Annotated in this window: 20 protein-coding genes; 8 read left to right on the top strand and 12 right to left on the bottom strand. The window is 66.0% G+C overall.

Translation table 11 applies throughout. The features are described 5' to 3' along the window. Positions 1-235 precede the first annotated feature (235 nt). The 8 genes from galU to cmk form a co-directional block, all read right to left on the bottom strand. The gene (galU, locus tag ABE434_RS04670; protein WP_346477995.1) at positions 236-1,117 is read right to left on the bottom strand and encodes a UTP--glucose-1-phosphate uridylyltransferase GalU; all 882 of its coding nucleotides are present in this window, start codon (positions 1,115-1,117) and stop codon (positions 236-238) included. Continuing rightward, on the bottom strand, positions 1,117-3,024 hold the full coding sequence (locus ABE434_RS04665) for a nucleoside-diphosphate sugar epimerase/dehydratase (protein WP_176989794.1): 1,908 nt from the start codon (positions 3,022-3,024) through the stop codon (positions 1,117-1,119). The genes galU and ABE434_RS04665 overlap by 1 nt, the downstream gene beginning before the upstream one ends. A gap of 16 nt (positions 3,025-3,040) precedes the next feature. Continuing rightward, positions 3,041-4,015: a glycosyltransferase family 4 protein gene (locus ABE434_RS04660; protein WP_179459133.1), complete on the bottom strand. Its 975-nt coding sequence runs from the start codon at positions 4,013-4,015 to the stop codon at positions 3,041-3,043. A 3-nt stretch (positions 4,016-4,018) separates the two neighbouring features. Beyond that, the gene (gene lapB, locus ABE434_RS04655; protein WP_176989792.1) at positions 4,019-5,197 is read right to left on the bottom strand and encodes a lipopolysaccharide assembly protein LapB; all 1,179 of its coding nucleotides are present in this window, start codon (positions 5,195-5,197) and stop codon (positions 4,019-4,021) included. A gap of 6 nt (positions 5,198-5,203) precedes the next feature. Beyond that, positions 5,204-5,488, bottom strand: coding sequence for a LapA family protein (locus ABE434_RS04650; protein ID WP_121042138.1), 285 nt, complete (start codon positions 5,486-5,488; stop codon positions 5,204-5,206). A gap of 103 nt (positions 5,489-5,591) precedes the next feature. Then, positions 5,592-5,897, bottom strand: a complete 306-nt coding sequence (locus tag ABE434_RS04645) for an integration host factor subunit beta (RefSeq protein ID WP_019183098.1) — start codon at positions 5,895-5,897, stop codon at positions 5,592-5,594. 87 nt (positions 5,898-5,984) lie between these two features. Further along, positions 5,985-7,670, bottom strand: coding sequence for a 30S ribosomal protein S1 (gene rpsA, locus ABE434_RS04640; protein ID WP_019183099.1), 1,686 nt, complete (start codon positions 7,668-7,670; stop codon positions 5,985-5,987). Between the two features lie 194 nt (positions 7,671-7,864). Continuing rightward, complete coding sequence (cmk, locus tag ABE434_RS04635; protein WP_176989790.1) at positions 7,865-8,545, bottom strand: (d)CMP kinase; 681 nt, start codon at positions 8,543-8,545, stop codon at positions 7,865-7,867. Between the two features lie 194 nt (positions 8,546-8,739). Here cmk and ykgO point away from each other — a divergent pair, with 194 nt between their 5' ends. From ykgO to ABE434_RS04605, 6 genes are all read left to right on the top strand, one after another. After that, complete coding sequence (ykgO, locus tag ABE434_RS04630; RefSeq protein ID WP_057628212.1) at positions 8,740-8,865, top strand: type B 50S ribosomal protein L36; 126 nt, start codon at positions 8,740-8,742, stop codon at positions 8,863-8,865. Between the two features lie 181 nt (positions 8,866-9,046). Beyond that, entirely contained in the window at positions 9,047-9,382 is a 336-nt protein-coding gene (locus ABE434_RS04625) for a hypothetical protein (protein WP_346477994.1), read from the top strand. Between the two features lie 46 nt (positions 9,383-9,428). Further along, positions 9,429-10,463: an agmatine deiminase family protein gene (locus ABE434_RS04620; protein ID WP_346477993.1), complete on the top strand. Its 1,035-nt coding sequence runs from the start codon at positions 9,429-9,431 to the stop codon at positions 10,461-10,463. A 344-nt stretch (positions 10,464-10,807) separates the two neighbouring features. After that, positions 10,808-11,695 (top strand): carbon-nitrogen hydrolase, encoded by an 888-nt coding sequence (locus ABE434_RS04615; protein ID WP_346477992.1) that lies wholly within the window; start codon positions 10,808-10,810, stop codon positions 11,693-11,695. A gap of 20 nt (positions 11,696-11,715) precedes the next feature. Further along, the gene (locus ABE434_RS04610) at positions 11,716-12,246 is read left to right on the top strand and encodes a GNAT family N-acetyltransferase (RefSeq protein ID WP_123729052.1); all 531 of its coding nucleotides are present in this window, start codon (positions 11,716-11,718) and stop codon (positions 12,244-12,246) included. Positions 12,247-12,250: 4 nt separating this feature from the next. Next, positions 12,251-13,471, top strand: a complete 1,221-nt coding sequence (locus ABE434_RS04605; protein WP_346477991.1) for a TraB/GumN family protein — start codon at positions 12,251-12,253, stop codon at positions 13,469-13,471. 83 nt (positions 13,472-13,554) lie between these two features. Here ABE434_RS04605 and ABE434_RS04600 read toward each other — a convergent pair whose 3' ends face one another. From ABE434_RS04600 to ABE434_RS04590, 3 genes are read right to left on the bottom strand one after another with little or no spacing between them, the layout of a single operon-like run. Further along, entirely contained in the window at positions 13,555-16,653 is a 3,099-nt protein-coding gene (locus ABE434_RS04600) for an efflux RND transporter permease subunit (RefSeq protein ID WP_346477990.1), read from the bottom strand. Beyond that, complete coding sequence (locus tag ABE434_RS04595; RefSeq protein WP_346477989.1) at positions 16,650-20,159, bottom strand: efflux RND transporter permease subunit; 3,510 nt, start codon at positions 20,157-20,159, stop codon at positions 16,650-16,652. The genes ABE434_RS04600 and ABE434_RS04595 overlap by 4 nt, the downstream gene beginning before the upstream one ends. Then, positions 20,156-21,301 (bottom strand): efflux RND transporter periplasmic adaptor subunit, encoded by a 1,146-nt coding sequence (locus ABE434_RS04590; protein WP_346477988.1) that lies wholly within the window; start codon positions 21,299-21,301, stop codon positions 20,156-20,158. Before ABE434_RS04590 ends, ABE434_RS04595 begins: the two co-directional genes overlap by 4 nt. Positions 21,302-21,505: 204 nt before the next feature. Between ABE434_RS04590 and ABE434_RS04585 the strand changes: the two genes are divergently transcribed. Both ABE434_RS04585 and ABE434_RS04580 read left to right on the top strand, forming a co-directional pair. Next, positions 21,506-21,898, top strand: a complete 393-nt coding sequence (locus tag ABE434_RS04585) for a c-type cytochrome (protein WP_019183109.1) — start codon at positions 21,506-21,508, stop codon at positions 21,896-21,898. Positions 21,899-21,906: 8 nt separating this feature from the next. Then, positions 21,907-22,368: a cytochrome c gene (locus ABE434_RS04580; RefSeq protein WP_019183110.1), complete on the top strand. Its 462-nt coding sequence runs from the start codon at positions 21,907-21,909 to the stop codon at positions 22,366-22,368. Between the two features lie 175 nt (positions 22,369-22,543). Here ABE434_RS04580 and ABE434_RS04575 read toward each other — a convergent pair whose 3' ends face one another. Then, positions 22,544-24,427 (bottom strand): ATP-binding cassette domain-containing protein, encoded by a 1,884-nt coding sequence (locus ABE434_RS04575; protein WP_346477987.1) that lies wholly within the window; start codon positions 24,425-24,427, stop codon positions 22,544-22,546. Positions 24,428-24,450 lie beyond the last annotated feature (23 nt).

The following is a 24,450-nucleotide window of genomic DNA, read 5'->3' as shown; positions in this document are numbered from 1 at the left end:
GTCGGCACCGATGCAGCGGGTATCACTGATGCAACGGGCAACACCGATGCGACGGGCTTCACCCGATGCAACGGGCATCACCGATGCGACGGTCAACACCGATCGAACCGGTAGGCACCGACCGTTGGTCGGTGCGGCAACCGGACCAAACGCAGAAGGGCAGCCGCGAGGCTGCCCTTTTCGTTGGGGTGCGTACCGACCAACGGTCGGTACCTACCGGTTGATCGCCTTGCGATCAGCCTTCGGCCAGCATCTTCTGCAGCACTTCGCGCGCAGGACCGGCCAGCTTCTCGTTGTCGAGGGCAAAGCGGATCGTTGCCTCGACCAGACCCAGATGGGTACCGCAATCGAAGCGGCGGCCCTCGAAGCGGAACGCATCCACGCGCTCGGTCTTGAGCAGCTCGGCGATCGCATCGGTCAGCTGGATTTCCCCACCCGCACCGGTACCGGTCGCTTCAAGCAGCTCGAAAATCTTCGGGCTCAGCACATAACGGCCGACCACCGCCAGATCGCTCGGGGCATCTTCCGGCTTGGGCTTCTCGACGATGGCGCTGATCTTGCCCTGGCGGCCATCGAAGGCCTCGGTGGCCACGATGCCGTAGCTGCCGGTCTTGTCATGCGGCACGTCTTCCACCGCGATGATGCTGGCGCCGGTGGCTTCATTGGCATCGGCCATCTGCTTGAGCGCACCGTTGCCACGGTTCCAGATCAGATCGTCCGGCAGCAGCACCGCGAACGGTTCATCGCCGACGATCGCCTTCGCGCACAGCACCGCATGGCCCAGGCCCAGGGCTTCGGCCTGGGTCACGAACACGGCACGCACGCCGTTCGGCAGCACATGGCGGACCAGCTCGAGCTGTTCCTTCTTGCCGGCGCGCTCGAGTTTCTGCTCCAGCTCGTAGGCCTTGTCGAAATAATCGGCGACCGCGTGCTTGTAGCGGTTGGTGATGAAGATCAGGGTGTCACAGCCCGCCTCGATCGCCTCATCAACGGCGTACTGGATCAACGGCCGATCAATAATCGGCAGCATTTCCTTGGGAACGGTTTTGGTGGCCGGAAGGAATCGCGTTCCCAACCCCGCGACAGGAAATACCGCCTTACGAATACGCTTGCTCATCAGAACCTGTTGGCCTCACGCGCCGGAAAGGCCAGCACTTTAGCAGAGCTGACGTGATCGTCCTGTTGCAGCGGAGAAAACTCCGGCATGGTTGCAAACAGAATGCTGTTGATTGCATCGGTGTCATAACTGATGATCGCCTCGCGCAGTTTCGGCACGTTGGCCAATACCTGCTCGCGCGCAAACGTGCGCACACCGGCCTCGAGAATCTTCGGATGCGCGGTCGGGCGATAATCTTCGTCCGAATAGAACAGCGTCTCGTGCAGTTTCTCGCCCGGGCGCAGGCCCGTATAGACGATGGCGATGTCCTTGTACGGCTGCTTGCCGGCCAGGCGGATCATCTGCTCGGCCAGCACGCGGATCGGCACCGGCTCGCCCATGTCCAGGGTATAGATCGCCCCATGCGATGCCGAGGCGGCGGCCTGCAGGATCAACTGGCAGGCCTCGGGAATCGTCATGAAGTAACGGGTGACTTCGGGGTCGGTCACGGTGACCGGGCCGCCCTTGAGGATCTGCTCGCGGAACACCGGCACCACGCTGCCGGCCGAGGCCAGCACGTTGCCGAAGCGCACGGTCACGAAACGGGTGTGGCTGGTCTTCTGGTCCAGGCTCTGGCAGATCATCTCCGCATAGCGCTTGCTGGCGCCCAGCGCATTGACCGGGTCGACCGCCTTGTCGGTGGAAATGAAGACGAAGTGCTCGATGCGGGCTTCGACGCAGGCCCGGGCCACGGTCTCGGTGGACAGGATGTTGTTGCGCACCGCTTCGCGCAGCTGGCGCTCCAGCACCGGCACCTGCTTGTAGGCGGCGGCGTGGAAGACCGAGTCCACCCGCGACAGCGACAGCGCGTGGCGGATCACCGCGGGATCGCCGCAGTCACCCAGCACCGCCTCCACGACCAGGTCCGGGAAGCTGCGCTGCAGCTCGGCCTCGATGGTCAGCAGCAGCAGCTCGCTCATCTCGACCAGCACGATGCGCCCTGCCCCGTGGCGGGCACACTGGCGGCACAGTTCAGAACCGATCGAACCACCGGCGCCGGTCACCAGCACGGTGCGGCCCCCCAGCCAGCCGCGGATCAGCGCCCAGTCCGGCAGGATCGGCTTGCGACCGAGCAGGTCCTCGATCGCCACTTCCTTGAGCTCGCCCGGCAACGAGTGGCCGAGCAGGATGTCGTTGAGCTTGGGCACCATGCGGAACGGCACGCCGGTGCTTTCGCAGATGGCTACCACCCGCTGCATGCCCACGGCATCCAGCGACGGGATGGCGATCACCAGCAGCTTGGCGGCGGTCTCACGCACCACGGCGGGGGCGTCTTCCAGGGTGCCCAGGATCGGCAGGCCCTGCAGCTTGGCGCCCTGCAGATGCGGGGCATCGTCGAGCAGGCCGACCGGTTCGAAATCACCGGAACGACGCAGATCGCGGACCAGTGCCTCGGCCGCCTGGCCGGCACCGAGGATCAGCACACGGCGGGCGGTGACGTCGGACTGCAGCGCCTGGTAGTCCTTCCACGCGCGGTACAGCAGGCGCGGGGCGCCCAGCAGCGCCGACAGCGCGAACGGATAGATCACCAGCACCGACATCGGGACGCCATCGAAGCGCTTGTAGGCCAGCGCCACCACGATCGCGAGCAGGCCGATGAAGCTGGCTTTGAAGATGTTGAGCAGATCGGCGACGCTGGCGAAGCGCCACAGGCCGCGATACAGGCCCACCCGCCAGAACACCACCGCCTGGATGATCAGCACCAGCGAGGTATCGATGTTCCAGAGCGGCAACGCCGGCGCATCGGCCAGCATCGAGTACCGCCCTGCATGCAGCAGCTGCCAGCACGCCCAGACCATGAACAGGTCGTGGGCGACGATGGCCGCACGGGGCATCAAGCCGGTAAGTCGGTCCTGCCAAGGCGTCATAAACAGCGTAATCCTTCTAGTTGCGCATTCCCTTGCGCAGGAGCAGCCAAAGACCGGACGCGAGGATCAACCACGCGATGGCCACGGCAGCCTCCCACCTCGGCTGCAAATTCGTGCATGCATTAAACACTGCCGCACTGAATATTCCAAAAACAAGATACATCCCGGTGACGGAAGTGTGGCTTGCACCACCTTTCACCGCGCGCTGATAGAGATGCTGCGTGTGGGGTTCCATCCAGCGCTGTCCGGACAGGATGCGCGAAAGCAATGTGAAGCCCGCGTCCACAAGAAAGGCCGAAAGCGGCACCAGCAACAGCAGCCAGTGGATATCGGTGCGTACACTGACCAGGCAGACCAGGGCGGCGATGGCATAGCCCAGCGCCCCGCTGCCAACGTCGCCCATGAAGATGCGTGCCCGCGGGTAGTTGAACGGCAGGAAGCCAAGGCAGGCCAGTCCCAGTACCACGCCGGCCAGCCCATAGGGCGGGGGCAGCACCATCGCGAAGGCTAGCCCGGCCAGGATCGCCTGGGTGGTCGCGATGCCGTTGATCCCATCCATGAAATTCCAGATGTTGATCAACGAGGTGGCGAACAACAGCGCCAGCAGCGCCTGCCAGGGATTGCCGCTGGCGTGCCAGACCAGCCCGGCCAGCAGTGCCGCGGCGATCACATGGACCAGCAGGCGACGCACCGCCGGCAGCGGCCGATGGTCGTCCCACCAGCCGATCCCGGCGACGAGCACCAGGCCCAGCGCGAACACCGCGAGCGTGATCCAGGCCGTCGGCCAGATCACCGCCGCGACCACGCAGGCCAGCAGCAGGGTCAGGACGATCGCGATGCCGCCGCCGCGCGGCGTCGCCACGCCGTGGCTGCGCCGCTCGCCCGGCTCATCCAATAGATTGCGACGCAGCGCATACGCGCGTGCGCCCCAGGTCAAGCCCGCCGATACCGCCAGCACCGCCAGCAGCCCCGCCATCCAGGCGACCATCATGGTTCAGAGCACCGCGTAGTTGAGCAGTGGCTTGACGGTGCCCCATTCCTTGCAGCTCGGGCACTGCCAATGATGGGTGCGCGCACCGAAGCCACACCGGGTGCAGCGGTACGCCGGGTTGCGGACCAGCAGCTGGTCGGTGATGTGCTTGAGGTCGTGCAGGGTCGCGGTGGAATCGGCGCCCTCGGCGAGGGTCAGGTCGATCAGCGCCGATTCGCCACGGACCGACGGACGGTCCTTGAGCTGGCGCCCGAGGTAGGCGCGCGCCGGCGCGACGCCCTCCTGCTCTTCCATCAACTGGGTCAGCGCCAGCACCGGCGCGATGCCGCGATAGTGCTCGGTCATCTCCGACAGGAACGCGCGTGCGCCGCCGAGATCACCGACCTTGCGGTAGTTCTGCATGAGCGCCTGCAACACTTCGGGCAGGTACTCCGGATCGTTGCGTGCCGCACGTTCGAACGCACGGACCGCTGCTTCGGCGTTGCCGGCATCGTCTTCCAGGCGGCCTTCGATGATGCCGGCACGGACCGACATCGCATCGGCCTGGTACGCACGCGCGATCGCGGCGCGCGCTTCGTCGATCTTGCCCGCCCCGCGGTAGCGCTCGGCCAGCTCGCACTCGAACTGACCGATCAGCTTGCCCATCGGCTCGCCGGTGACTTCCTCGAAGCGGCTGGCGTTGTCGATCGCCTTTTCCCAATCGCGCTCGGCCTGGTAGATGCCGATCAGGTGCTTGAGCGCCTGCGGGGCACGCTGGTCGATCTGGGCCAGCTCGGTGAACACGGTTTCGGCGCGGTCGAGCAGGCCGGACTTCATGTAGTCCTCGCCCAGTGCCAGCAGCGCCTGGACGCGTTGCTGATCGCTCAGGTCCGCGCGGTTGACCAGGCCCTGGTGCAGGCGGATCGCACGATCCACCTCACCGCGGCGGCGGAACAGATGGCCCAGCGCGACCTGGGTCTCGAAGGTTTCCTTGTCCAGTTCGGCGATGTGCAGGAACAGCTCGATCGCCTTGTCCGGCTGCTCATTGAGCAGATAGTTCAGGCCGCGGAAATACGTGCTGGACAGATGGCTGACCTGGTTGTCGCCATGGCGCTGGCCACCGCGACGCCCGATCACCCAGCCCGACAGCGCGGCCAGGGGCAGGAACAGGAAGAACCAGAACCACTCGGAGACAAATTCCATCGGCGCTCAGCGTCCGTCGAATGTAGAAGAAGAAGGGGGTGCCACGACCACGGCGGGCGCGGCCTTCTGCGCACGGCGCAGCTTGGCGTACAGCGGGATCACCACGCTGGCGAGCACGAGGCCGCCGCCGATGAGGGCACCGGACAACAGGGCGATGATGATCGCCACGCCGGTGGTGGAATTGATCTGGGTAAAGCCCAGGCTGATGATGATCGGTTGCGAGTTGAGGGCGCCGATGATGAGGCCCACGACCAGAACCGCCAGCAGGATCAGCAGACGTACGATGTTCATGCAGCAGCTCCAGTTCCGTAGGGCTCAAGAGTAGCGGACTAACACTCCGCTCTACCAGCCGACTCCATGGAAATCATGCATCCGCCCCGTGGCGGATGGACACTCAGGCAGGATCGCTTTCCAGCGGCACCACGGCGCTGACGCGCTCACGCAGTTCCTTGCCCGGCTTGAAGTGCGGGACATGCTTGCCCGGCAACGCGACCGATTCCCCGGTCTTGGGATTGCGCCCCAGCCGTGCCGGCCGGTAGTGCAACGAAAAACTGCCGAACCCGCGGATCTCGATGCGATCCCCGCCGGCCAGCGCCCCGCCCATCATTTCCAGCAACGACTTCACGGCCAGATCGACATCGTCCGACTTCAAATGCGCCTGTCGGCGCGCCAGGATTTCGATCAGCTCGGATTTGGTCATTACGGGCTCTTGGGGAGGAACTCAGACCCTGAAACGGCCCGGACTGATGTCCGGGCCGCCCAGGAAACTACGACAGCGACAGACCGATTACTCGGACTTGTTGCCGTTCAGCTGTGCACGCAGCAGCGCGCCGAGCTGGGTGGTGCCGCTGGACGCCGAAGAGGACTGGTATTCCTCCAGCACTTCGCGCATTTCCGCGTCGTCCTTGGCCTTGATCGACAGCTGCAGGGTACGACCCTTGCGATCCATGCCCACGAACTTGGCTTCAACCTTGTCGCCGACCTTCAGGAACTGGGTCGCGTCGTCGACGCGCTCGTTCGCAACGTCGCGAGCAGCCACGTAGCCTTCGATGCCGTCAGCCAGTTCGATGGTAGCGCCCTTGGCGTCCACTTCCTTGACCACGCCTTCGACCTTCGAACCCTTCGGGTTGGCAGCCATGTACTGACCGAACGGATCCTGCTCCAGCTGCTTGACGCCCAGGCTGATGCGCTCGCGCTCCGGATCGACGGCCAGGACGACGGCGTCCAGGTTGTCGCCCTTCTTGAAGTTGCGGACCACATCTTCGCCGGTGGTGTTCCAGCTGATGTCGGACAGGTGCACCAGGCCATCGATACCGCCGTCCAGGCCGATGAAGATGCCGAAGTCGGTGATCGACTTGATCTGGCCCGACACCTTGTCGCCCTTCTTGTGGATCGCAGCGAAGGTTTCCCACGGATTGGCGGCAACCTGCTTCATGCCCAGCGAGATGCGGCGACGCTCCTCGTCGACGTCCAGGACCATGACTTCAACTTCGTCACCGACCTGCACAACCTTGGACGGGTTGACGTTCTTGTTGGTCCAATCCATTTCGGACACGTGCACCAAGCCTTCGACGCCCGGCTCGATCTCGACGAATGCGCCGTAATCGGTGACGTTGGAGACCTTGCCGAAGACGCGGCTGTTGGCCGGGTAACGACGGGCGATGTTGTCCCACGGATCCTCGCCCAGCTGCTTCAGACCCAGCGAAACGCGGTTGCGCTCACGGTCGAACTTCAGCACGCGGACGTCCAGCTCGTCGCCGACGTTCACGACTTCGGACGGATGGCGCACGCGCTTCCAGGCCATGTCGGTGATGTGCAGCAGGCCGTCGATACCGCCCAGGTCCACGAATGCGCCGTAATCGGTCAGGTTCTTGACGACACCCTTCAGGATCGCGCCTTCCTGCAGCTTGTCCATCAGCTGCTCGCGCTCTTCCGAATGCTCGCTCTCGACGACTGCACGACGGGACACAACGACGTTGTTACGCTTGCGGTCCAGCTTGATGAGCTTGAATTCCAGCTCCTTGCCTTCCAGGTAGGCCGGGTCGCGCACGGGGCGCACATCCACCAGCGAACCGGGCAGGAACGCGCGGACATCCTTGATGTCCACGGTGAAACCACCCTTGACCTTGCCGCTGATGCGGCCGGTGATGGTTTCGTTCTTTTCCAACGCTTCTTCCAGCTCGTCCCACACCATCGCGCGCTTGGCTTTCTCACGCGACAGAACGGTTTCACCGAAGCCGTTCTCGATGGAATCGAGGGCAACCTTGACGACGTCGCCTTCAGCGACATCGATCTCGCCAGCGTCGTTACGGAACTGTTCGATCGGCACGATGCCTTCGGACTTCAGGCCGGCGTTGATCACCACGACATCGCCGCGGACTTCAACAACGACACCGCTGACGATCGAGCCCGGCTTCAGCTTGGCCAGATTGGCCTGACTGGCTTCGAACAGCTCTGCAAATGATTCGGTCATTAGATTTACTCTGTTGGACACATGGGCATTGGCCCCCGAAGGGAACCGCTTACTGCCCGCCTGTTGGTCGACCCCGGAAACGCAGGTCGTGTGTTAAGTAGGAAAACCGCCACGCATCATTGCGGGACGGAGCTTTTGTTGCCTTGCGATGGTGCGACACCGTCGATGCCCTGACGGCCCTCCTTTACAACGGATCAGGCACCCGAAACCGGAAGCAGATCCAATACCTTGGCAACGACGGCGTCGATGCCAATACCACTGGTGTCGATGATGACGGCATCGTCTGCCGGCTTCAGGGGCGCCACTGTGCGCTGTGCATCACGGGCGTCGCGGGCCATGATCTCGCGCAGGAGGTCGTCAAAGTTAACCGAAACACCCTTGTCTTTCAACTGCTTATGCCGCCGCTCGGCCCGTTCCTCGGCGCTGGCGGTCAAAAACACCTTGAATGGGGCGTCCGGGAAGATGACCGTGCCCATGTCCCGACCGTCCGCGACCAGGCCCGGCTCCATCCTGAATGCGCGTTGGCGCTCTTTCAGCGCCGCCCGGACTTCCGGGATGGCCGCGATCGCCGAGGCCAGGGCGCCGGTGGTCTCCAGTCGCAGCTCGTCGGTGGCATCGGTCTCGTTGACCAGCACCCGCAGCCCGCCATCGGCCGATTCCACGAACCGCACGTGCGTATCGAAGGTGCAGCGGACCAGCGCCGAGGCGTCGGAGGTATCGATATCGGCCCAGCTGGCGGCCACGCCCACCGCCCGGTACAGGGCGCCCGAATCCAGGTAATGCCAGCCCAGCCGGCGTGCGACAATGCGGCTGACAGTGCCTTTGCCGGCCCCGGAAGGACCGTCGATGGTGAGCACGGATGGAAGCTGATTCATGGGTTTCCCGATAGATGTGACCGCCCATTCTAGCCCCTGCCCGGGGCGGCCTGAGACTTTTTTGGGCCAACCACTTGAAAGGATGGGGAAAAGCCCGGTAGAATGGCGGGCTTGAACGGGCGTCACCTGCCGATTGTCATCTGCATATCGCGGCCGCGCTCCAACCGAATCCAACGTTTACGCCGAGGTATGCAATGAAAGTCCTGTCTTCCCTGAAGTCGGCCAAGACCCGTCACCGCGACTGCAAGGTCGTCCGTCGCCGCGGCAAGATCTTCGTGATCTGCAAGTCGAACCCGCGCTTCAAGGCTCGCCAGCGCTGAGCCGGCTGGCCTCACGGCCGCCACCGATCCCTCACCGGACCGGGCGATGAACAAAAAGCCGCCTCCGGGCGGCTTTTTGCTGCCATTTTTGTTGTAATCGCCGGGTAGCTCACGACCGTTGGCCGTGAGACCTGCAGTCGTGAGACCTTCCGCATTCTTGACCACTGGGGAGTAGTTCGAGATGAAGCGTTACCTGACCACCTTGCCATTGCTGGCTGTCCTGGCCGTCCTGGCCGTTCCCAGTGCCCACGCCGACACCCTGCTGATCGACCGCAGCCGTGAGAAGCCCGCCATCGCCCTGCCCGTCCGCGGCCAGAGCATGCAGCAGGTCCAGGCCCAGTTCGGCGACCCGGGCGAACGCCTGGAACCGCGCGGCGGGCAGAAGCAGCAGTGGCCGACGATCAACCGCTGGGTCTACCCGCAGTTCACCGTCTACTTCGAAAAGCAGAAGGTGATCGACGTGGTTGCCAACCGTGCCGACGCCAACGAGATCGGGCCGAAACCGCCGATCCGCTGACCCCCTTCCCCTTGCCCGCCCGCCGGCGGGCCTTCGCACTGAGATCATGAACGACACGCTCCGCTTTCCGGCCGAATGGGAATCCCAGTCCGCCATCCTGATCGCCTGGCCCCACGCCGACACCGACTGGGCTGACCGCCTGGGTGACGTCGAGGACACCTACATCGCCCTCGTCGCTGCCATCACCCGCTTCCAGCCGGTGGTGATCATCGTCGCCGACGACGACCTGGAGGCGTACGCCGACGCGCGCCTGCGCTCGAACCGGATCGACACGGACCGCGTGCGGTTCGTGACGGCCCAGTACGACGACACCTGGCTGCGCGATTCCGGCCCGATCACGCTCAAGCGCGCCGATGGCGGCTTCCGCCTGCTGGACTTCCGCTTTACCGGCTGGGGCGGCAAGTTCGACGCCAGCCTGGATGACCAGCTGGTCGGCGTGCTGCACGCCGCCGGGTTGTTTGCCGATGCGGAGCTGCAGAGCATTCCGTTCGCGCTGGAGGGCGGCGGCATCGAGACCGATGGCGCCGGCACCCTGCTGACCACCTGGCAGTGCCTGCACGAGCGTCATCCGGATCGCAGCCGCGAATCGCTCAGCACCGACCTGGCCGCCTGGCTGGCCCAGGACCGCGTGCTGTGGCTGGACCATGGCTATCTGGAAGGCGACGACACCGACGCCCACATCGATACCCTGGCCCGCTTCGCCTCGACCGACAGCATCGTCTACCAGGCCTGCGATGACGCCAGCGATTCGCACTATGTCGAACTGCAGGCGATGGGTGCCGAACTGGCTGCGCTGCGCACCCGCGACGGCCAGCCGTACCGCCTGTTCCCGCTGCCGTGGGCGCAGCCGGTGATCGACGAAGGCCGCCGCCTTGCCGCTTCGTACGCGAACTACCTGATCCTCAATGGTGCGGTGCTGATGCCGGCCTACGGCGATGTCGCCGACGAGGCCGCGCGTGCGGTGCTGGCCCAGGCCTATCCGGACCGCGAGATCGTGCCGGTGCCGTGCCGCTCGCTGATCTGGCAGAACGGCAGCCTGCACTGCATCACGATGCAGCTGCCGGCGGGGTTGTTGGCCTGACAGCAAAGCACGCGGCCTGAAGGCTGCGGAGGCGGGGCTGGCGGGGGCGGAGGTGCGGGACGCGCCGTAAACCCATCCCTGGGGGCTCGTGGGCGCCATCCATGGCGCCCTGACGGTCCCGCACCTCCGCCCCCGCCATCCCTTCGACACTGCACTGGCAGCCAACGGAAGAGCGACAGGCCACGCCGATGCGCGTGACCTCACCTCTGGTGCCCTGATCATCCTGCAGAGCCGGCCAGCGGCCGGCACTACCGACGCGTGGGCGCTGCCCATTTAGCAGCCAGCACGCCGCGTGCACCCATCCGCGATAAACTGCGTTTTTCCCCTTGCAGGACCGTCTCCGGATGAGCTCACGCCACACCCTTTCCGTCGCCCTGATCCAGGAGCGCAACCACGGCGATGCCGAGGCCAATCTGGCCGTCATCGAAGCGCGCGTGGCTGAAGCGGCCGCACAGGGTGCCAAGCTGATCCTGCTGCAGGAACTGCACAACGGCGCGTACTTCTGCCAGCACGAGTCGGTCGATGAATTCGACCTGGCCGAGCCGATCCCGGGCCCGAGCACCGAGCGCCTGGGCGCGCTGGCGAAGAAGCACGGCGTGGTGATCGTCGGCTCGCTGTTCGAGCGCCGCGCTGCCGGGCTGTATCACAACACCGCGGTGGTCTTCGAGAAAGACGGCACCCTGCTCGGCAAGTACCGCAAGATGCACATCCCGGATGATCCGGGCTTCTACGAAAAGTTCTACTTCACCCCCGGCGATCTGGGCTTCACCCCGATCGATACCTCGGTGGGTCGCCTTGGCGTGCTCGTGTGCTGGGACCAGTGGTACCCGGAAGCCGCCCGCCTGATGGCGCTGGCCGGTGCCGAACTGCTGCTCTACCCCACCGCGATCGGCTGGGACCCGGATGACCAGCAGGACGAACAGGGCCGCCAGCGCGATGCGTGGGTGCTCAGCCATCGTGGCCATGCCGTGGCCAACGGCGTGCCGGTGCTGAGCTGCAACCGCGTCGGCCATGAGCCCTCGCCGCTGGGCGCCTCGGGCATCCAGTTCTGGGGCAACAGCCACGTGCTTGGCCCGCAGGGTGAGTTCATCGCCGAAGCCGGTGGCGAGCCGACCGTGCTGGTCTGCGATGTCGACCTGCAGCGCAGCGAACACGTCCGCCGGATCTGGCCGTTCCTGCGCGATCGCCGGATCGACGCGTACGGCGATCTGCTCAAGCGCTACATCGACTGACCGACCAGGACGCCCCCACCGTGACCGTGCACCTGCGCGACGCCACCGATGCCGATATCGCGGCCATCACCGCGATCTATGCGGTGGAAGTGACCGACTTCGTCAACACCTACGAGTACGAGATCCCGGAGGCGGCGGAAATGCGCCGCCGCATGCAGGACATCGTCGGCCGCGGCTTTCCGTACATCGTGGCCGAGGTCGATGGCCAGGTGGCCGGCTACGCCTACGCCAATACCTATCGCGGCCGGATCGCCTACCAGTGGACCGTGGAGAATTCGGTCTATGTGGATGCGGCGTTCCAGGGCCGCGGGGTCGGCACCGCGCTGATGCAGGGCCTGATCGATGCCTGCGTCGCCCGCGGTTACCGGCAGATGGTGGCGGTGATCGGCGAGCCGACCAATACCGCCTCCATCAAACTGCACGAGCGTTTCGGTTTCCAGACCGTCGGCGTTTTCCGCGGCCTCGGCCGCAAGCATGGCCGCTGGCTGGACACCGTCCAGATGCAGCGCGCGCTCGGCGATGGTGCCGACAGCGCCCCTTCGAATGAATGATGCAATGACCGATACCCTGATTGACGCCGGCGACACCCTGTTCGCCGGCCAGCCCGTTCGCATTGTCGAACGCGATGGCGTGCGCTACACCCTGCTGGGCACCGCGCACGTCTCGCAGGCCAGCGTGGAAGCGGTGGAACGTGCGATCGAGAGTGGCCGCTTCGATGCGGTCGCGGTCGAACTGGACGCGCAGCGCCTGCAGGCACTGACCGATCCGGATGCGCTGGCCAAGCTGGACCTGGTCGAGGTGATCCGCAAGGGCCGCGTCGCCCTGTTCGCGGCCAACCTGGCCCTGGCCGCCTACCAGCGCCGCCTGGCCGAACAGCTCGAGATCGAGCCGGGCGCGGAACTCAAGCGCGCGGTCACCCTGGCCAATGAACGCAATCTGCCCGTGCATCTGATCGACCGCGAGGTCGGGCTGACCTTCCGGCGTGCCTCGCAGCGCCTGGGCTTCTTCGGCAAGATCAAGCTGGTGATGGGCCTGGGCGCCGGCCTGTTCGCCTCCGAGGAAGTCGGCGAAGCCGAGATCGAGAAGCTCAAGCAGGGCGACATGCTCGAAGCCAGCTTCGGCGAGTTTGCCAGCGAGAGCCCTGCCCTGTACGAAACCATCATCGGCGAGCGCGACCGCTACATGGCCACCCGCCTGCGCGAAGTTCATGATCCTGCCCAGCGCGAAGTGCTGGCCGTGGTCGGTGCCGGTCATCTGGCCGGTCTGGCCAGGTACCTGGAAACCGACACCGACGCGCCGGGCCCGCTGCGCGAGTCCCTGGAAGACGTGCCGAAGAAGCGCAATATTCCGTGGATCACGCTGGCGATCCTGGCCATCGTGCTGACCGGTATCGGCGTGGGCTTCTACCGTGGCGGACTGGGTGTCGGCAGCGAGCTGCTGGCGGTCTGGGCGATGTATACCGGCGGTCTGGCCGGCCTGGGCTGCCTGTTGGCGGGCAGCCACCCGCTGAGCATCCTGACCGCGATCGTGGTCGCGCCGTTCAAGCCGTTCCGGCTGAGCATCCCGACCGGTGCGTTCTCCGCGCTGGTGGAAGCGCGCCTGCGCAAGCCAGCCTACGAGGACTTCCTGAAGCTGCGCGACGATGCGCAGAGCGTCAGGGGCTGGTACCGCAACCGGGTGACCCGCGTGGTGCTGACCTTCATGCTGACCAACCTGGGCAGCATGCTGGGGCTGTGGCTGACCGGTTTCCAGGTGTGGGGTAAGGTCGCGGGGTGATTCCCGCGCCGGCTGCATAGGAAAAGGCCACGCATTGCGTGGCCTTTTTTGTGCCCGAATGGGGGACGGGCCTCCCCTCACCCTCAAACCGATCCTGCGCCCGGCTCCACCACCGGGGCATCCACGCCGCGGCCGCGGGCGCGCTGGATGATCCGCGATACCGCCGTGCTCATGTCATCAAGCATGGCGTAGATGGTCGGCAGGAACAGCAGGCTGACCACGGTGGAGAACGCCAGGCCGCCGGCGATGGCGCGCGCCATCGGGTAGTACGGCGGGCCGTTGCCGAGCAGCTGGGTGTCGGTCATGGAGATCGGAATCATCGCCAGGATCGCGGTGCCCATCGTCATCATGATCGGGCGCAGGCGTTCGCGTGAGCCTTCCACCAGGGCCTGGGTCCGGCCCATGCCGCGGCGGCGCAGGTTGTTGATGTGCTCGATCATCACGATGCCGTTGTTCACCACCACGCCCATCAACACCAGGATGCCGATGAAGGACATGATTCCGAACGAGGTCCCGGTGATCCAGAACAGCCAGAACACGCCGAAGATCGAGAACAGCACGCCACTCATGATCGCCGCCGGGAACAGCAGGGACTCGAACACCGCGGCCATCACCACGTAGATCATCACCAGCGCGATCACCAGATTGAACATCATCTGCGCCATCGCCTCGTTGTCGTCGCCGTAGTCGCCACCATCGAAGCTGAAGGTATAGCCGGCCGGGAAGCTCATCGGCTTGAGCATCTCCTCCATCGCCTTGCGGCCTTCCGGCACGGTGACCTTCTCGGCCAGGTTGGCCTTGATGGTCAGCGTGGTCTGCCGGTTGGTGCGGCCGATCTGCGTGGCCGAGGGCTTGATCGCCACGTCGACCAGGCTCAGCAGCGGCACCGAGCGACCGTCGCCGGTGCGCACGGTGTAGCTGGCCAGGTCTTCCGGGCTGCTCTGCTCGGCACCGGCGAAGCGGACCCATACCGGCACTTCACTGTCACCACGGCGGAACTCGCGCAGCGGCGCACCGCGCAGGGCCAGGCCGACGAAGCTGGCGACCTGCTCGGCGTTGAAGCCGAACGCGGCGGCGCGCTCGCGGTCGACGTGGATGGACAGTTCGCTGCCCTTCTCGCCGTTGTCGATGCGCACGTCGCGCAGTTCCTTGCGCTGGGCCAGCAGCGGCACGACTTCCTCACCGATCTCCTGCAGCATCTGGGTCGAGTCGCCGACCAGCTGCACCTGCACCTGGTTGTTGCCGCTGCCACCATTGCCCTCGCCCGAATTGCCGACCACGTAGTCGGCACGCGCGGAGCGTGGCAGGCCTTTGCGCAGCGCTTCCTGCACGGCCGGCATGTTCTTGGCATGCTCGGTGTCGAAGGTCACGATGGTGCTGCTGCCTTCCTGCTCGCTGTACCAGGAATACACCTGGGTGATATGCAGCTGCGCGCGGTTGTCATCGAGATAACGTTCGACGCGCGCTACTTCCTCGGACATCTGGCCGAAGGTATAGGCGCCCTTCCAGTTGTAGCCGATGAACACCTCGTGGCCACCCTCGCCCCCGAACATGTCGATCTTGGTCAGCTTCATCGGCACCAGGCTGACCAGCACCACCATCAGGATGCCGAACACGCTCCAGCCGCGGTGCTCCAGCGTCCACTGCAGCAGCGTGGCGTAGCGGCGCTGCAGGCGTGCGATCACGCCCGTCTCCGAATGCACCAGCTTGGGCGTCTGCATGCGCGCGGACAGCATCGGGATCAGGCTCACCGCCACCAGCCAGGAGGCCAGCAGCGAGACCGAGATCGTGATCGCGATCTGCGACATGAAGATGCTGATGTTGTTGGTCTCGCCGAACAGGTTCGGCACGAACACGATGCAGTGGCACAGGGTGCCGGCACTGAGCGCGATGGCCACGTTGCGGGTGCCGATGATCGAGGCCAGCCGTGGCTGGTCGGGCATGCGCTCGCGTTCCTGGTAGATGCTCTCCACCACCACCACGGCGTTGTCCACCAGCATGCCGACCGCCAGCAGCAGGCCCATCATGGTCAGGATGTTGAGGGTGACGCCGGCGAAATACATGAAGCCCAGCGTGATCACGAAACAGATCGGGATCGCCAGGGTCACCATCAGCGTGGACGGCCAGTGGCGCAGGAAGAAGAACAGCACGGTGATCGACAACAGCAGGCCCACCGCGCCGGCCTCGGCCAGCTCCAGCAGCGAGGACGTCACCATCTTGCCCTGGTTGTCGATCACCTTGATCTGCACATCGCGCATCGAGGGCTGCTTGCGGATCGCCTCGACCTCGGCCAGTGCCGCGCGCGAAACCTCGACCAGGTTGGCGCTGCGCTCCTTGAAGATATCCAGGCCCACGGCCGGGTTGCCGTCCAGGCGGCGGCCGTAGTTCATCCGGGTGGGCTTGAGCCGGATCTCGGCGATATCGCCCAGGCGCAGGCCTTTGTTGTCGATCACCAGGTCGCGCAGTTCCTGCAGGTCGGTGATCTCGCCGACCGGCTGGATGCGCACGCGCTGGCCGTTGTCGTCGATCTGCCCGGCCGAGATCGAGAAGTTCAGCGTGCGCAGGCGGTCGCTGAGTTCGTTGATGCTCAGGTTGTGGGCAGTCAAGCGATCGGGGCTGATCGCGATCTCCACCTCGTTCGGCGGTGCGCCGGAGATGTTGACCCGGGCCACGCCGGGGATGCGCTCGATGCGCCGCTTGAACTCGCGGTCGAGCATGTCGTAGGCGCCGGTCAGGTCGGTGGCGCTGGCCAGGCGCACCTTCAGTACCGGGTCATCACTGCTGGACCACTTGAACACGTTGTAGCGTTGCAGGTCGTCCGGCAGGTCGCTGCGGATCGCATCGATGCGTTCCCGCGCATCCGAGGCCGCGATGGCGATGTCGCGGTCCCAGTCGGTGAACTCGATGAAGATGCTGGCGCCTTCGGAGGTGGCCGAGGAGCGCATGCGCTTGATCCCGGTCATCGTCGCCAGCGCTTCCTCGGTCGGCCGGATGATGTTGCGCTCGACCTCCTCCGGGGTGGAGCCGGTATACGGCACCTGCACGAACAGGAACGGGGCGGAGATGTCCGGCAGCGCTTCCAGCGGCAGCCGGAACGAGGCGATCAGGCCCACCACCGCCAACGACACAAAACACATGATCGTGGTGATGGGCCGGCGGATGGAGAACTCGGCAATGCTCATGCCGGCTCCCGGGCTGCGTCATGGCCGGTGCCGGCCAGCGGTGTCCTGAGGTGACGGCCGCGCTCGCGGTAGTAGGCATCACCACGACGGTCGAGCAGGTCGTACACCACCGGAATCACCACCAGGGTCAGCAGGGTGGAGACCAGCAGGCCGCCGATCACGGTGATCGCCATCGGCGCGCGCACTTCGGCGCCCTCGCCCATCGCCACCGCCAGCGGCAGGAAGCCGAACAGCGTGCACAGCGTGGTCATGATGATCGGCCGCAGGCGTGAGCGTGCCCCTTCCACCAGGGCCTCGCGCTTGGGCACACCGGCCTCGCGCAGCTGGTTGACCTTGTCGATCAGGATGATCGCGTTCTTGGTCACCAGCCCCACCAGCAGGATCAGGCCGATGAACACCACCACCGAGATCGGCTTGCCGGTCAGCATCAGCGCCAGGATCGCGCCGACCAGGGCCAGCGGAATGGTGAACAGGATGACGAACGGGTGCAGCAGCGATTCGAACTGCGAGGCCATCACCAGGTAGACCAGGAAGATCGCCAGCCCGAAGGCGAAGATCAGCGAGCGTGCCGAGTCGGCCAACTCTTCGCCCTGCCCGCCGATGTGCATGCCGACCCCGGCGCCCAGCGGCTGGCTGGCGACCATGTCCTGCACTTCGCGCACGGCGCCGCCCAGATCGATGTCGCGCAGGTTGGCCGAGACCACCGCCACGCGGGTCTGGTCGGCGCGGTGGATCTCGCTCGGGCCGTTGGTGGCGACCACTTCGGCGACCGCATCGAGCGTCACCGGCCGGGTGCTGCCCGGATTGACGATCAGCCGGCGGATGCTCTCCACGCTGGCCCGGTCACCTTCCTGGGCACGCACCAACACATCGATCTTGCGGTCGCGGAAGCTGTAGCGCGTAGCCACGTCGCCGCGCACCTTCTTGACCACCACATCGGCGATCTGCCGCGTGGTCAGGCCGAGCGCACCGGCGCGCTCCTGGTCGAAGCGGATCTGGATCTCCGGGAAGCCCTCTTCCACCGTGGACTTGACGTCGGCGTAGTGCGGGTTGTTGCGCAGCATCGCCGCGAGGGCTTTGCCAGCGGTTTCCAGCGTGGCCATGTCCTGGCCGCGCAGCTCCACTTCCAGCGGCGTGGAGAAGCTGAAGAGCGCCGGGCGGGCGAAGTCGACCTGCACCCCGGGGTGCTGCTGCATCGATTCGCGCAGCCGCTCGGTGATCGCCGCTTCGGTGCGCGCGTTGCCGCCCCCGGCCATCACCACGGTCAGCTTGCCGATGTTCTCGCCACTCTCGGTCGGGCTGGCATCCAGACGGGTGCCGCTGCCACTGACGCCGTACAGGGAGGCGATGCTGTCGTCCTTGGCATGGGCCAGCTGCATCTCGCGGACCAGCGCATCGGTCTGCTTCAGCGGCGTGCCGGCCGGCAGCTTGGCGGTCATTTCGAAGCGGTCCTGGGCCAGCTGCGGGATCAGATCCGCGCCCAGCATCGGCACCAGCGCCATCGTGCCGACGAACGCAAGCGCGGCCAGCCCGAGCACCTTGCCCGGATGATGCAGCGCGCCCGGCAGCAGCTTCAGGTAACCGCGCTCGGCACCGGCGTACGGCTTCATCGCCACATCGCTGGCCTTGCGCATCACCGGCCCGACCACGGCCACCAGGCCGCGCCAGACGCGGATCACCGACCAGGCAATCCCGAAGCAGATCCAGCGCACCACCGTGCCCACGCCGCGGCGGCTGCCGGCGACCGGCTTCAGCCAACGGCTGTCCGGCTGCCACGGCTGATGCGCGGGCTCTTCCGGGAACGCCAGCGGCGGGCGGCCCTTCAGCGAGCTCAGCATCGGGATCAGGGTCATCGAGACCAGCAGCGAGATCGCGATCGCGATCGCCACGGTCAGCGCCTGGTCGCGGAACAGCTGGCCTGCGATGCCGTCCACGAACACCAGCGGCAGGAACACCGCGATGGTGGTCAGGGTCGAGGCGACCACGGCCATGCTCACTTCGCGGGTACCGACAATGGCCGCCTGCAGGATGCTCAGGCCGCGCTCGCGCGCCTTGGCGATGCTCTCCAGCACCACGATGGAGTCATCCACCACCAGGCCGGTGGCCAGCGCCAGCCCACCCAGCGACATCACGTTCAAGCTCAGGCCGAGCTGACCCATGAAGAAGAACGTGGTGATGATCGAGACCGGCAACGACAGGCTGATCACGAACGTGCTCCAGCCATCGCGCAGGAACAGGAAGATGATCAGGATGGCGAGGATGCCGCCGATCACCGCGTCTTTCTTGACGTCGCTGATAGCGTGTTCGATGAAGCGCGACTGGTCTTCGATCGTGGTCAGTTCGGCATCGCCGGGGACCTGGCCCTTGATCTGCTCCAGGCGCGCCCGCAGCGCTTCGGCGGTCGACACCGTGTTGGCGTCGCCCTCCTTGTAGATCGCCAGCTCGACCGCTTCCTTGCCGCCAAGGCGGATGATCGCTTCGCGTTCCTTGTAGCCCTGGCGCACGGTGGCGATGTCCTTGAGCCGCACCGGCACGCCGTTGGCGATGTTGGTGGAGCTGCTGCTGGACGCACTCTGCGCGGCAGACGCAGCGGCCACGGCGGCATCCGAGCCGGTCGAGGCCGCGATCGCGAACATCTGCTGCATCGCTGCATCGGCGGCGTTGCCGTTGCTGCTCTGGGTGGTCACCAGCAGGTTGCGGATGTCCTCCAGGTCGGCGAACTGGTTGACGGTACGCACCAGGTAACGCTGCGAGCCCTCCTCCAGGCGACCGCCGGAGATGTTGATGTTCTCTTCCTTGAGCCGCTTGATGACGTTGTCGATCGGCAGGTTGAGCTGGGCCAGCTTCTGCTGGTCGATGTCGACCTGGATCTCATCCTCCAGGCCACCGCCGACCTTGACCGCGGCCACGCCGGCGACCGGCTCGAGCTTCTTCTTCAGGTCTTCATCGGCGTAGCGGCGCAGCTCGGTGAGCTGGCGCACGGCTTCGGCGTCGCTGGACGCGTCGGTCCTGGCCGAAATCACCAGGCGCATGATCGGCTCGGTGGACGGGTTGAAGCGCAGCAGCACGGGAGACTTCGCCTCCAGCGGCAGGTTCAGCGCTTCCATCTTGTCGCGCACCTCCAGGCTGGCCTGGTCCATGTTGGTGCCCCAGGCGAACTCGAGCACCACATCGCTCTGCCCGGTACGCGAGATCGACTTGAGCTTGCGCAGGTTCTTGACCACGCCGACGGCCTCTTCAACCGGCTCGGTGATCAGCGTTTCGATTTCCGCCGGGGCCGCACCGGTGTACTCGGTGCGCACGGTCAGGGTCGGGTAGCTCAGGTCGGGCAGCAGGTTGACCTTGAGGTTGCCCAGCGCGATGAAGCCGAACAGCATCAGCGTGACGGTGAACATCGCGATGGTGACGCGGCGGCGGGTGGCGAACTCCACCAGGCCGCCGCCGTGGGCACCCGGGCGCTCGCCCCGGTGCGGATCGTTGCCGTGGTCGTTGCCGGCCGCTGTCATTGACGGCTCTCCGCCTTGGCCGGTGCCGGTTTCGCAGCGGCGGTGGCGGCCGGCTTGGCGCCGATCACCTGCACCGCGGTGCCATCGCGCAGCGCGACCTTGCCGGCGGTGACGACCTGGTCACCCGCGGCCAGACCCTCGCGGATCTCCACCCAGGGGCCTTCGGCATACCCGAGCTTGACCGGCACCCGCGCGACCTTGCCATCGCGGACGCGGAACACCGCCGGCTCACCGTCGTCGAGCAGCGCCAGGCGCGGCACCACCAGGGCGTCGGCACGCTGGTCATAGTCGATCCGGATGCGGCCGAACATGCCCGGCTGCAGGCCCTCGGCGTCTTCGCCGAAGCCGCTGACCACGCGGAACGTGCCGCTGCCGGCATCGACCACCGGCGAGATGCGGTCCACCGTGCCCGGGAAGGTCCTGCCCGGCAGCGCGTCGGCGATCAGCGTGACCGGCTGGCCCGGGCGCAGCGTGGCCAGTTCGCGCTCGGGGACGTTGAGCGTGGCTTCCAGGCGCGAGTTGTCGACGATGCGGAAGATCGGCGTGTTGATCTGCACGAAGTTGCCGGTCTTGATCGAGCGCGAGGCGATCACGCCCGAGATAGGCGCGATCACGGTGGTGTAGGACAGCTCCAGCGTGGCCAGGCGGTACTGCGCACGGACGTTCTCCAGGTCGTACTTGATCTGGTCGACGTCGGCGGCACTGACCATCTGTTGACCGACCAGTTTCTGGGCGCGCTGGTAGTTGTTCTCCAGCTTGCGCAGCTGCGCTTCGCTCTGGGCGACCGCCAGGCGTGCGCGGTCCGGGTCCAGCCGCACCAGCGGTTGCCCGGCACGCACCTGCTGGCCTTCTTCCACCAGCACCGCCAGCGCGACGCCGGAGGTCTTGGCGACCACCTGCGACTCACCCCGCGGCTCCAGTGCGGCGGTGCCGGTGTAACTGGCGGCGACGGCGCGACGGCTGGCGGCGACGGCTTCGACCGGCACGGCGTCGGCGGCCTTCTCGGCCTTGCCGTCTTTTTCAGCGGCCTGGGCTTCGGCTGGCCCGGTCCCGCCGCAGCCGCTGAGCAGCAGCGTCGTGGTGATCAGCAGTGCAGCGGCACAGCGTCCGGTGCGGCCGGGCAGGAAAGATTGTCGCGACATCGTCGTGTCCCTAAGGATGCGTGGGCAGGTGTGGTAGCAAAGTAATGCACCACGTCACGACCACACCATATCCCAAAGGTCATGGTGACCTGCGGCGATGGCTTCCCGGCCCCGGTTTCAGCTAGATGAAATCGCAGGCTATACTCGGCCCAGTTCCGTACCCCACGCCGGAACGACCAGACCCGTTTATCGGAAAAGGACATCATGCGCCCGCAGCCGCTCGCCGCTTGTCTCGTTCTGGCCGTCCTCCTGCCCCTCGGGGCCGCCGCACAGGCCGCAACACCCGCTCCTGCCGTACCCGCCACACCTGCTCCGGCCGCCACCGCGCCGGCGCCTGCCGCCGTCACCGGCCGGTTCGACAATGGCCGGGTGCTGGCCTACACGTGCCAGGGGTGCCACGGCATCACCGGGTACAAGAACGCCTACCCCAGCTACAAAGTGCCCAAGATCGGCGGGCAGACCCGTGAGTACCTCAGCCAGGCGCTGACCGAGTACCGCCACGGCAAGCGCAAGCATCCAACGATGCAGGCGCAGTCGATGAGTTTCAGCGAACAGGAGATCGCCGATCTCGCTGTTTACCTGTCCACCGTCAAATAAGCGCGCTCATGTCGAAAGCCACGCCACTCCAGCGTTACGCCATCGCCCTGTCCGTTGCCCTGCTGATGACTGCGTGTTCGCAGTCACAGGTGGAGAACAGCGCAGATTCCGCCGCCGATCCGGGCCACGCCAGTGGTGAACACGGGTCCGGCTCCTCCGCCGGCCTGCCGGCCGGCCGCATCGCAGCCGGTGAGGCGCGTGCCCAGGTCAAGGGCAAAGCCACCGGCCAGAGCTGCATCGACTGCCACGGGGCGGACGGCAACAAGCCGATCGACCCGACCTACCCGAAACTGGGTGGGCAGTACGGGGATTACCTGGCGCACAGCCTGCAGGCCTACCGCGCGGGGGATCGCCAGCACGCGCTGATGACCCCGCAGGCGACCGACCTGAGCGATCAGGACATCGCCGATCTGGCCGCGTATTTCGGATCACGGCCGACCCAGCTTCGGGATCTGCACGGGTTGAAGTGACGGCGCGAGCCGTCACGTGTAGAGCCGACCGTTGGTCGGCTGTCATCAGCCACGCATGGCGTGGCTCTACCGGCGGGTGACGGTTTTTCAGCCACGCATGGCGTGGCTCTACCGGTTGCCGCGGTCTCCGGGGGTAGAGCCACGCCATGCGTGGCTGCCCTGCCCGGTTGCCGGATCAGGCGTCCAGCTCTTCCCAGCGCGCGTATGCGGCATCCAACTCGGCCTGCACCTTGGCCAGCTTCGCATTGTGCGCGGCCATGTCGGGCGCGCTGCGCTGATAGAACGCGGGGTCGTTCATCGCGGCGGTGAGGCCTTCGACGTCCTTCTCCAGCGTTTCGATCTTCAGCGGCAGCTGCTCCAGCTCACGCGCGTCCTTGTAGCTGAGCTTGCGCTTCGGCTCGGCCGGTGCCGCCGCGGCAGCGGTCGCGGCAACGGGCTTGGCCGCCACTACCGGTGCGGACGCCGCCGCGGCGGCCACGCGTGCGGCATGGCGCTGCCAGTCGGTATAGCCGCCGACGTATTCGCCGACCACGCCGTCGCCTTCCATCACCATCGTGGACGTCACCACGTTGTCCAGGAAGTCACGGTCATGGCTGACCAGCAGCAACGTGCCGGTGTAATCGCTCAGCAGCTCTTCGAGCAGCTCGAGGGTTTCCACGTCCAGATCGTTGGTCGGTTCATCCATCACCAGCAGGTTGGACGGCTGCGCGAACAGCTTGGCCAGCAGCAGGCGGTTGCGCTCACCACCGGACAAACGGGTGATCGGCGCGCGGGCGCGCTCGGGCGAGAACAGGAAGTCCTGCAGGTAGGCATGCACGTGCTTGCGCTTGCCATTGAACTCGATGAAATCGCGGCCCTCGGCCACGTTCTCGATCGCGGTCCAGTCTTCGCGCAGCACCGCACGGTACTGATCGAAGTACGCGATCTGCAGGTTGGTACCGGCACGCACCTCACCGCTCTGCGGCTGCAGGTCGCCCAGCAGCAGCTTGAGCAGCGTGGTCTTGCCGCTGCCGTTCGGCCCGATCAGGCCGATGCGGTCGCCGCGCAGGATCACGGTACTGAAATCCTTGACCATCACGCGCTCGCCGAAGGCGAACGAGATGTCCTTGACGTCGATGACCTTCTTGCCGGAGTTCTCCGCCTGTGCGGCTTCCATGCGCACGTTGCCACCGAGTTCGCGGCGCTGCGAGCGATCGTTGCGCATCGCCTTGAGGCGGCGCACACGGCCTTCGTCGCGGGTGCGGCGGGCCTTGATGCCCTGGCGGATCCAGATTTCTTCCTGCGCGAGCAGTTTGTCGAAGCGCGCGTTTTCCTGCGCCTGCGCGTTCATGCGCTCTTCGCGGCGACGCTCGTAGTTGGCCCAGTCGCCCGGCCAGCTGGTGACCTGGCCGCGGTCGATCTCGACGATGCGGGTGGCCAGTGCACGCAGGAAGCGACGGTCATGGGTGACGAACACCACGCTGCCGTTCCAGTTCTTGAGGAACATTTCGAGCCAGTCGATGGCTTCGATGTCCAGGTGGTTGGTCGGTTCGTCGAGCAGCAGCAGATCCGGCGAGGACACCAGCGCGCGGCCGAGCAGCACGCGGCGCTTCATGCCGCCGGACAGGCGCGCGAATTCGGCCTCGCCATCCAGGTCGAGCTTGGTCAGGGTTTCGCTGACGCGCTGGTCCAGGCCCCAGCCGTTGGCGGCGTCGATCTTGGCCTGCACGGCCGACAGCGCATCGCCGTCGAAATCGTCGGCCATGCTCAGGTGATGGAATTCGGCCAGCCACTGGCCCAGTTCGCCCAGGCCGTCGGCGACCACGTCGAAGACGCTGCCGGCGGCACCGTGCGGCACCTCCTGTTCCAGGCGGGTGATGCGCACCCCCTGCTGCACGCGGACTTCGCCATCATCGGGCTTGTGATCGCCGGACAGCAGTTTGAGCAGGGTCGATTTGCCGGCGCCATTGCGCCCGATCAGGGCGATACGCTCGCCCGGCTCGATCGACAGTTCGGCTTTTTCCAGCAACAGGGGGCCGCCGACGCTGAAGTCGACGTTTTGCAGAGTAATCAGAGGCATCCGACCATTGTACGGTCTGGCGG

This window comes from Stenotrophomonas sp. TWI1183 (assembly GCF_039673115.1).
Lineage (GTDB): Bacteria > Pseudomonadota > Gammaproteobacteria > Xanthomonadales > Xanthomonadaceae > Stenotrophomonas > Stenotrophomonas maltophilia_AA.
The sequence above is the reverse complement of the archived record's forward strand: the minus strand, read 5'-3'. Positions and strand labels throughout refer to the sequence as shown.

Excerpts from the sequence above, each read along its gene's own strand:
- rpsA (WP_019183099.1), bottom strand. The coding sequence starts at position 7,670 with ATGACCGAATCATTTGCAGAGCTGTTCGAAGCCAGTCAGGCCAATCTG.
- ABE434_RS04575 (WP_346477987.1), bottom strand. The coding sequence starts at position 24,427 with ATGCCTCTGATTACTCTGCAAAACGTCGACTTCAGCGTCGGCGGCCCC.
- ABE434_RS04580 (WP_019183110.1), top strand. The coding sequence starts at position 21,907 with ATGTCGAAAGCCACGCCACTCCAGCGTTACGCCATCGCCCTGTCCGTT.
- ABE434_RS04590 (WP_346477988.1), bottom strand. The coding sequence starts at position 21,301 with ATGTCGCGACAATCTTTCCTGCCCGGCCGCACCGGACGCTGTGCCGCT.
- ykgO (WP_057628212.1), top strand. The coding sequence starts at position 8,740 with ATGAAAGTCCTGTCTTCCCTGAAGTCGGCCAAGACCCGTCACCGCGAC.
- ABE434_RS04650 (WP_121042138.1), bottom strand. The coding sequence starts at position 5,488 with ATGAACATCGTACGTCTGCTGATCCTGCTGGCGGTTCTGGTCGTGGGC.
- ABE434_RS04620 (WP_346477993.1), top strand. The coding sequence starts at position 9,429 with ATGAACGACACGCTCCGCTTTCCGGCCGAATGGGAATCCCAGTCCGCC.
- ABE434_RS04660 (WP_179459133.1), bottom strand. The coding sequence starts at position 4,015 with ATGATGGTCGCCTGGATGGCGGGGCTGCTGGCGGTGCTGGCGGTATCG.
- ABE434_RS04595 (WP_346477989.1), bottom strand. The coding sequence starts at position 20,159 with ATGACAGCGGCCGGCAACGACCACGGCAACGATCCGCACCGGGGCGAG.
- lapB (WP_176989792.1), bottom strand. The coding sequence starts at position 5,197 with ATGGAATTTGTCTCCGAGTGGTTCTGGTTCTTCCTGTTCCTGCCCCTG.
- ABE434_RS04625 (WP_346477994.1), top strand. The coding sequence starts at position 9,047 with ATGAAGCGTTACCTGACCACCTTGCCATTGCTGGCTGTCCTGGCCGTC.
- ABE434_RS04665 (WP_176989794.1), bottom strand. The coding sequence starts at position 3,024 with ATGACGCCTTGGCAGGACCGACTTACCGGCTTGATGCCCCGTGCGGCC.
- galU (WP_346477995.1), bottom strand. The coding sequence starts at position 1,117 with ATGAGCAAGCGTATTCGTAAGGCGGTATTTCCTGTCGCGGGGTTGGGA.
- cmk (WP_176989790.1), bottom strand. The coding sequence starts at position 8,545 with ATGAATCAGCTTCCATCCGTGCTCACCATCGACGGTCCTTCCGGGGCC.
- ABE434_RS04645 (WP_019183098.1), bottom strand. The coding sequence starts at position 5,897 with ATGACCAAATCCGAGCTGATCGAAATCCTGGCGCGCCGACAGGCGCAT.
- ABE434_RS04615 (WP_346477992.1), top strand. The coding sequence starts at position 10,808 with ATGAGCTCACGCCACACCCTTTCCGTCGCCCTGATCCAGGAGCGCAAC.
- ABE434_RS04600 (WP_346477990.1), bottom strand. The coding sequence starts at position 16,653 with ATGAGCATTGCCGAGTTCTCCATCCGCCGGCCCATCACCACGATCATG.
- ABE434_RS04605 (WP_346477991.1), top strand. The coding sequence starts at position 12,251 with ATGACCGATACCCTGATTGACGCCGGCGACACCCTGTTCGCCGGCCAG.
- ABE434_RS04585 (WP_019183109.1), top strand. The coding sequence starts at position 21,506 with ATGCGCCCGCAGCCGCTCGCCGCTTGTCTCGTTCTGGCCGTCCTCCTG.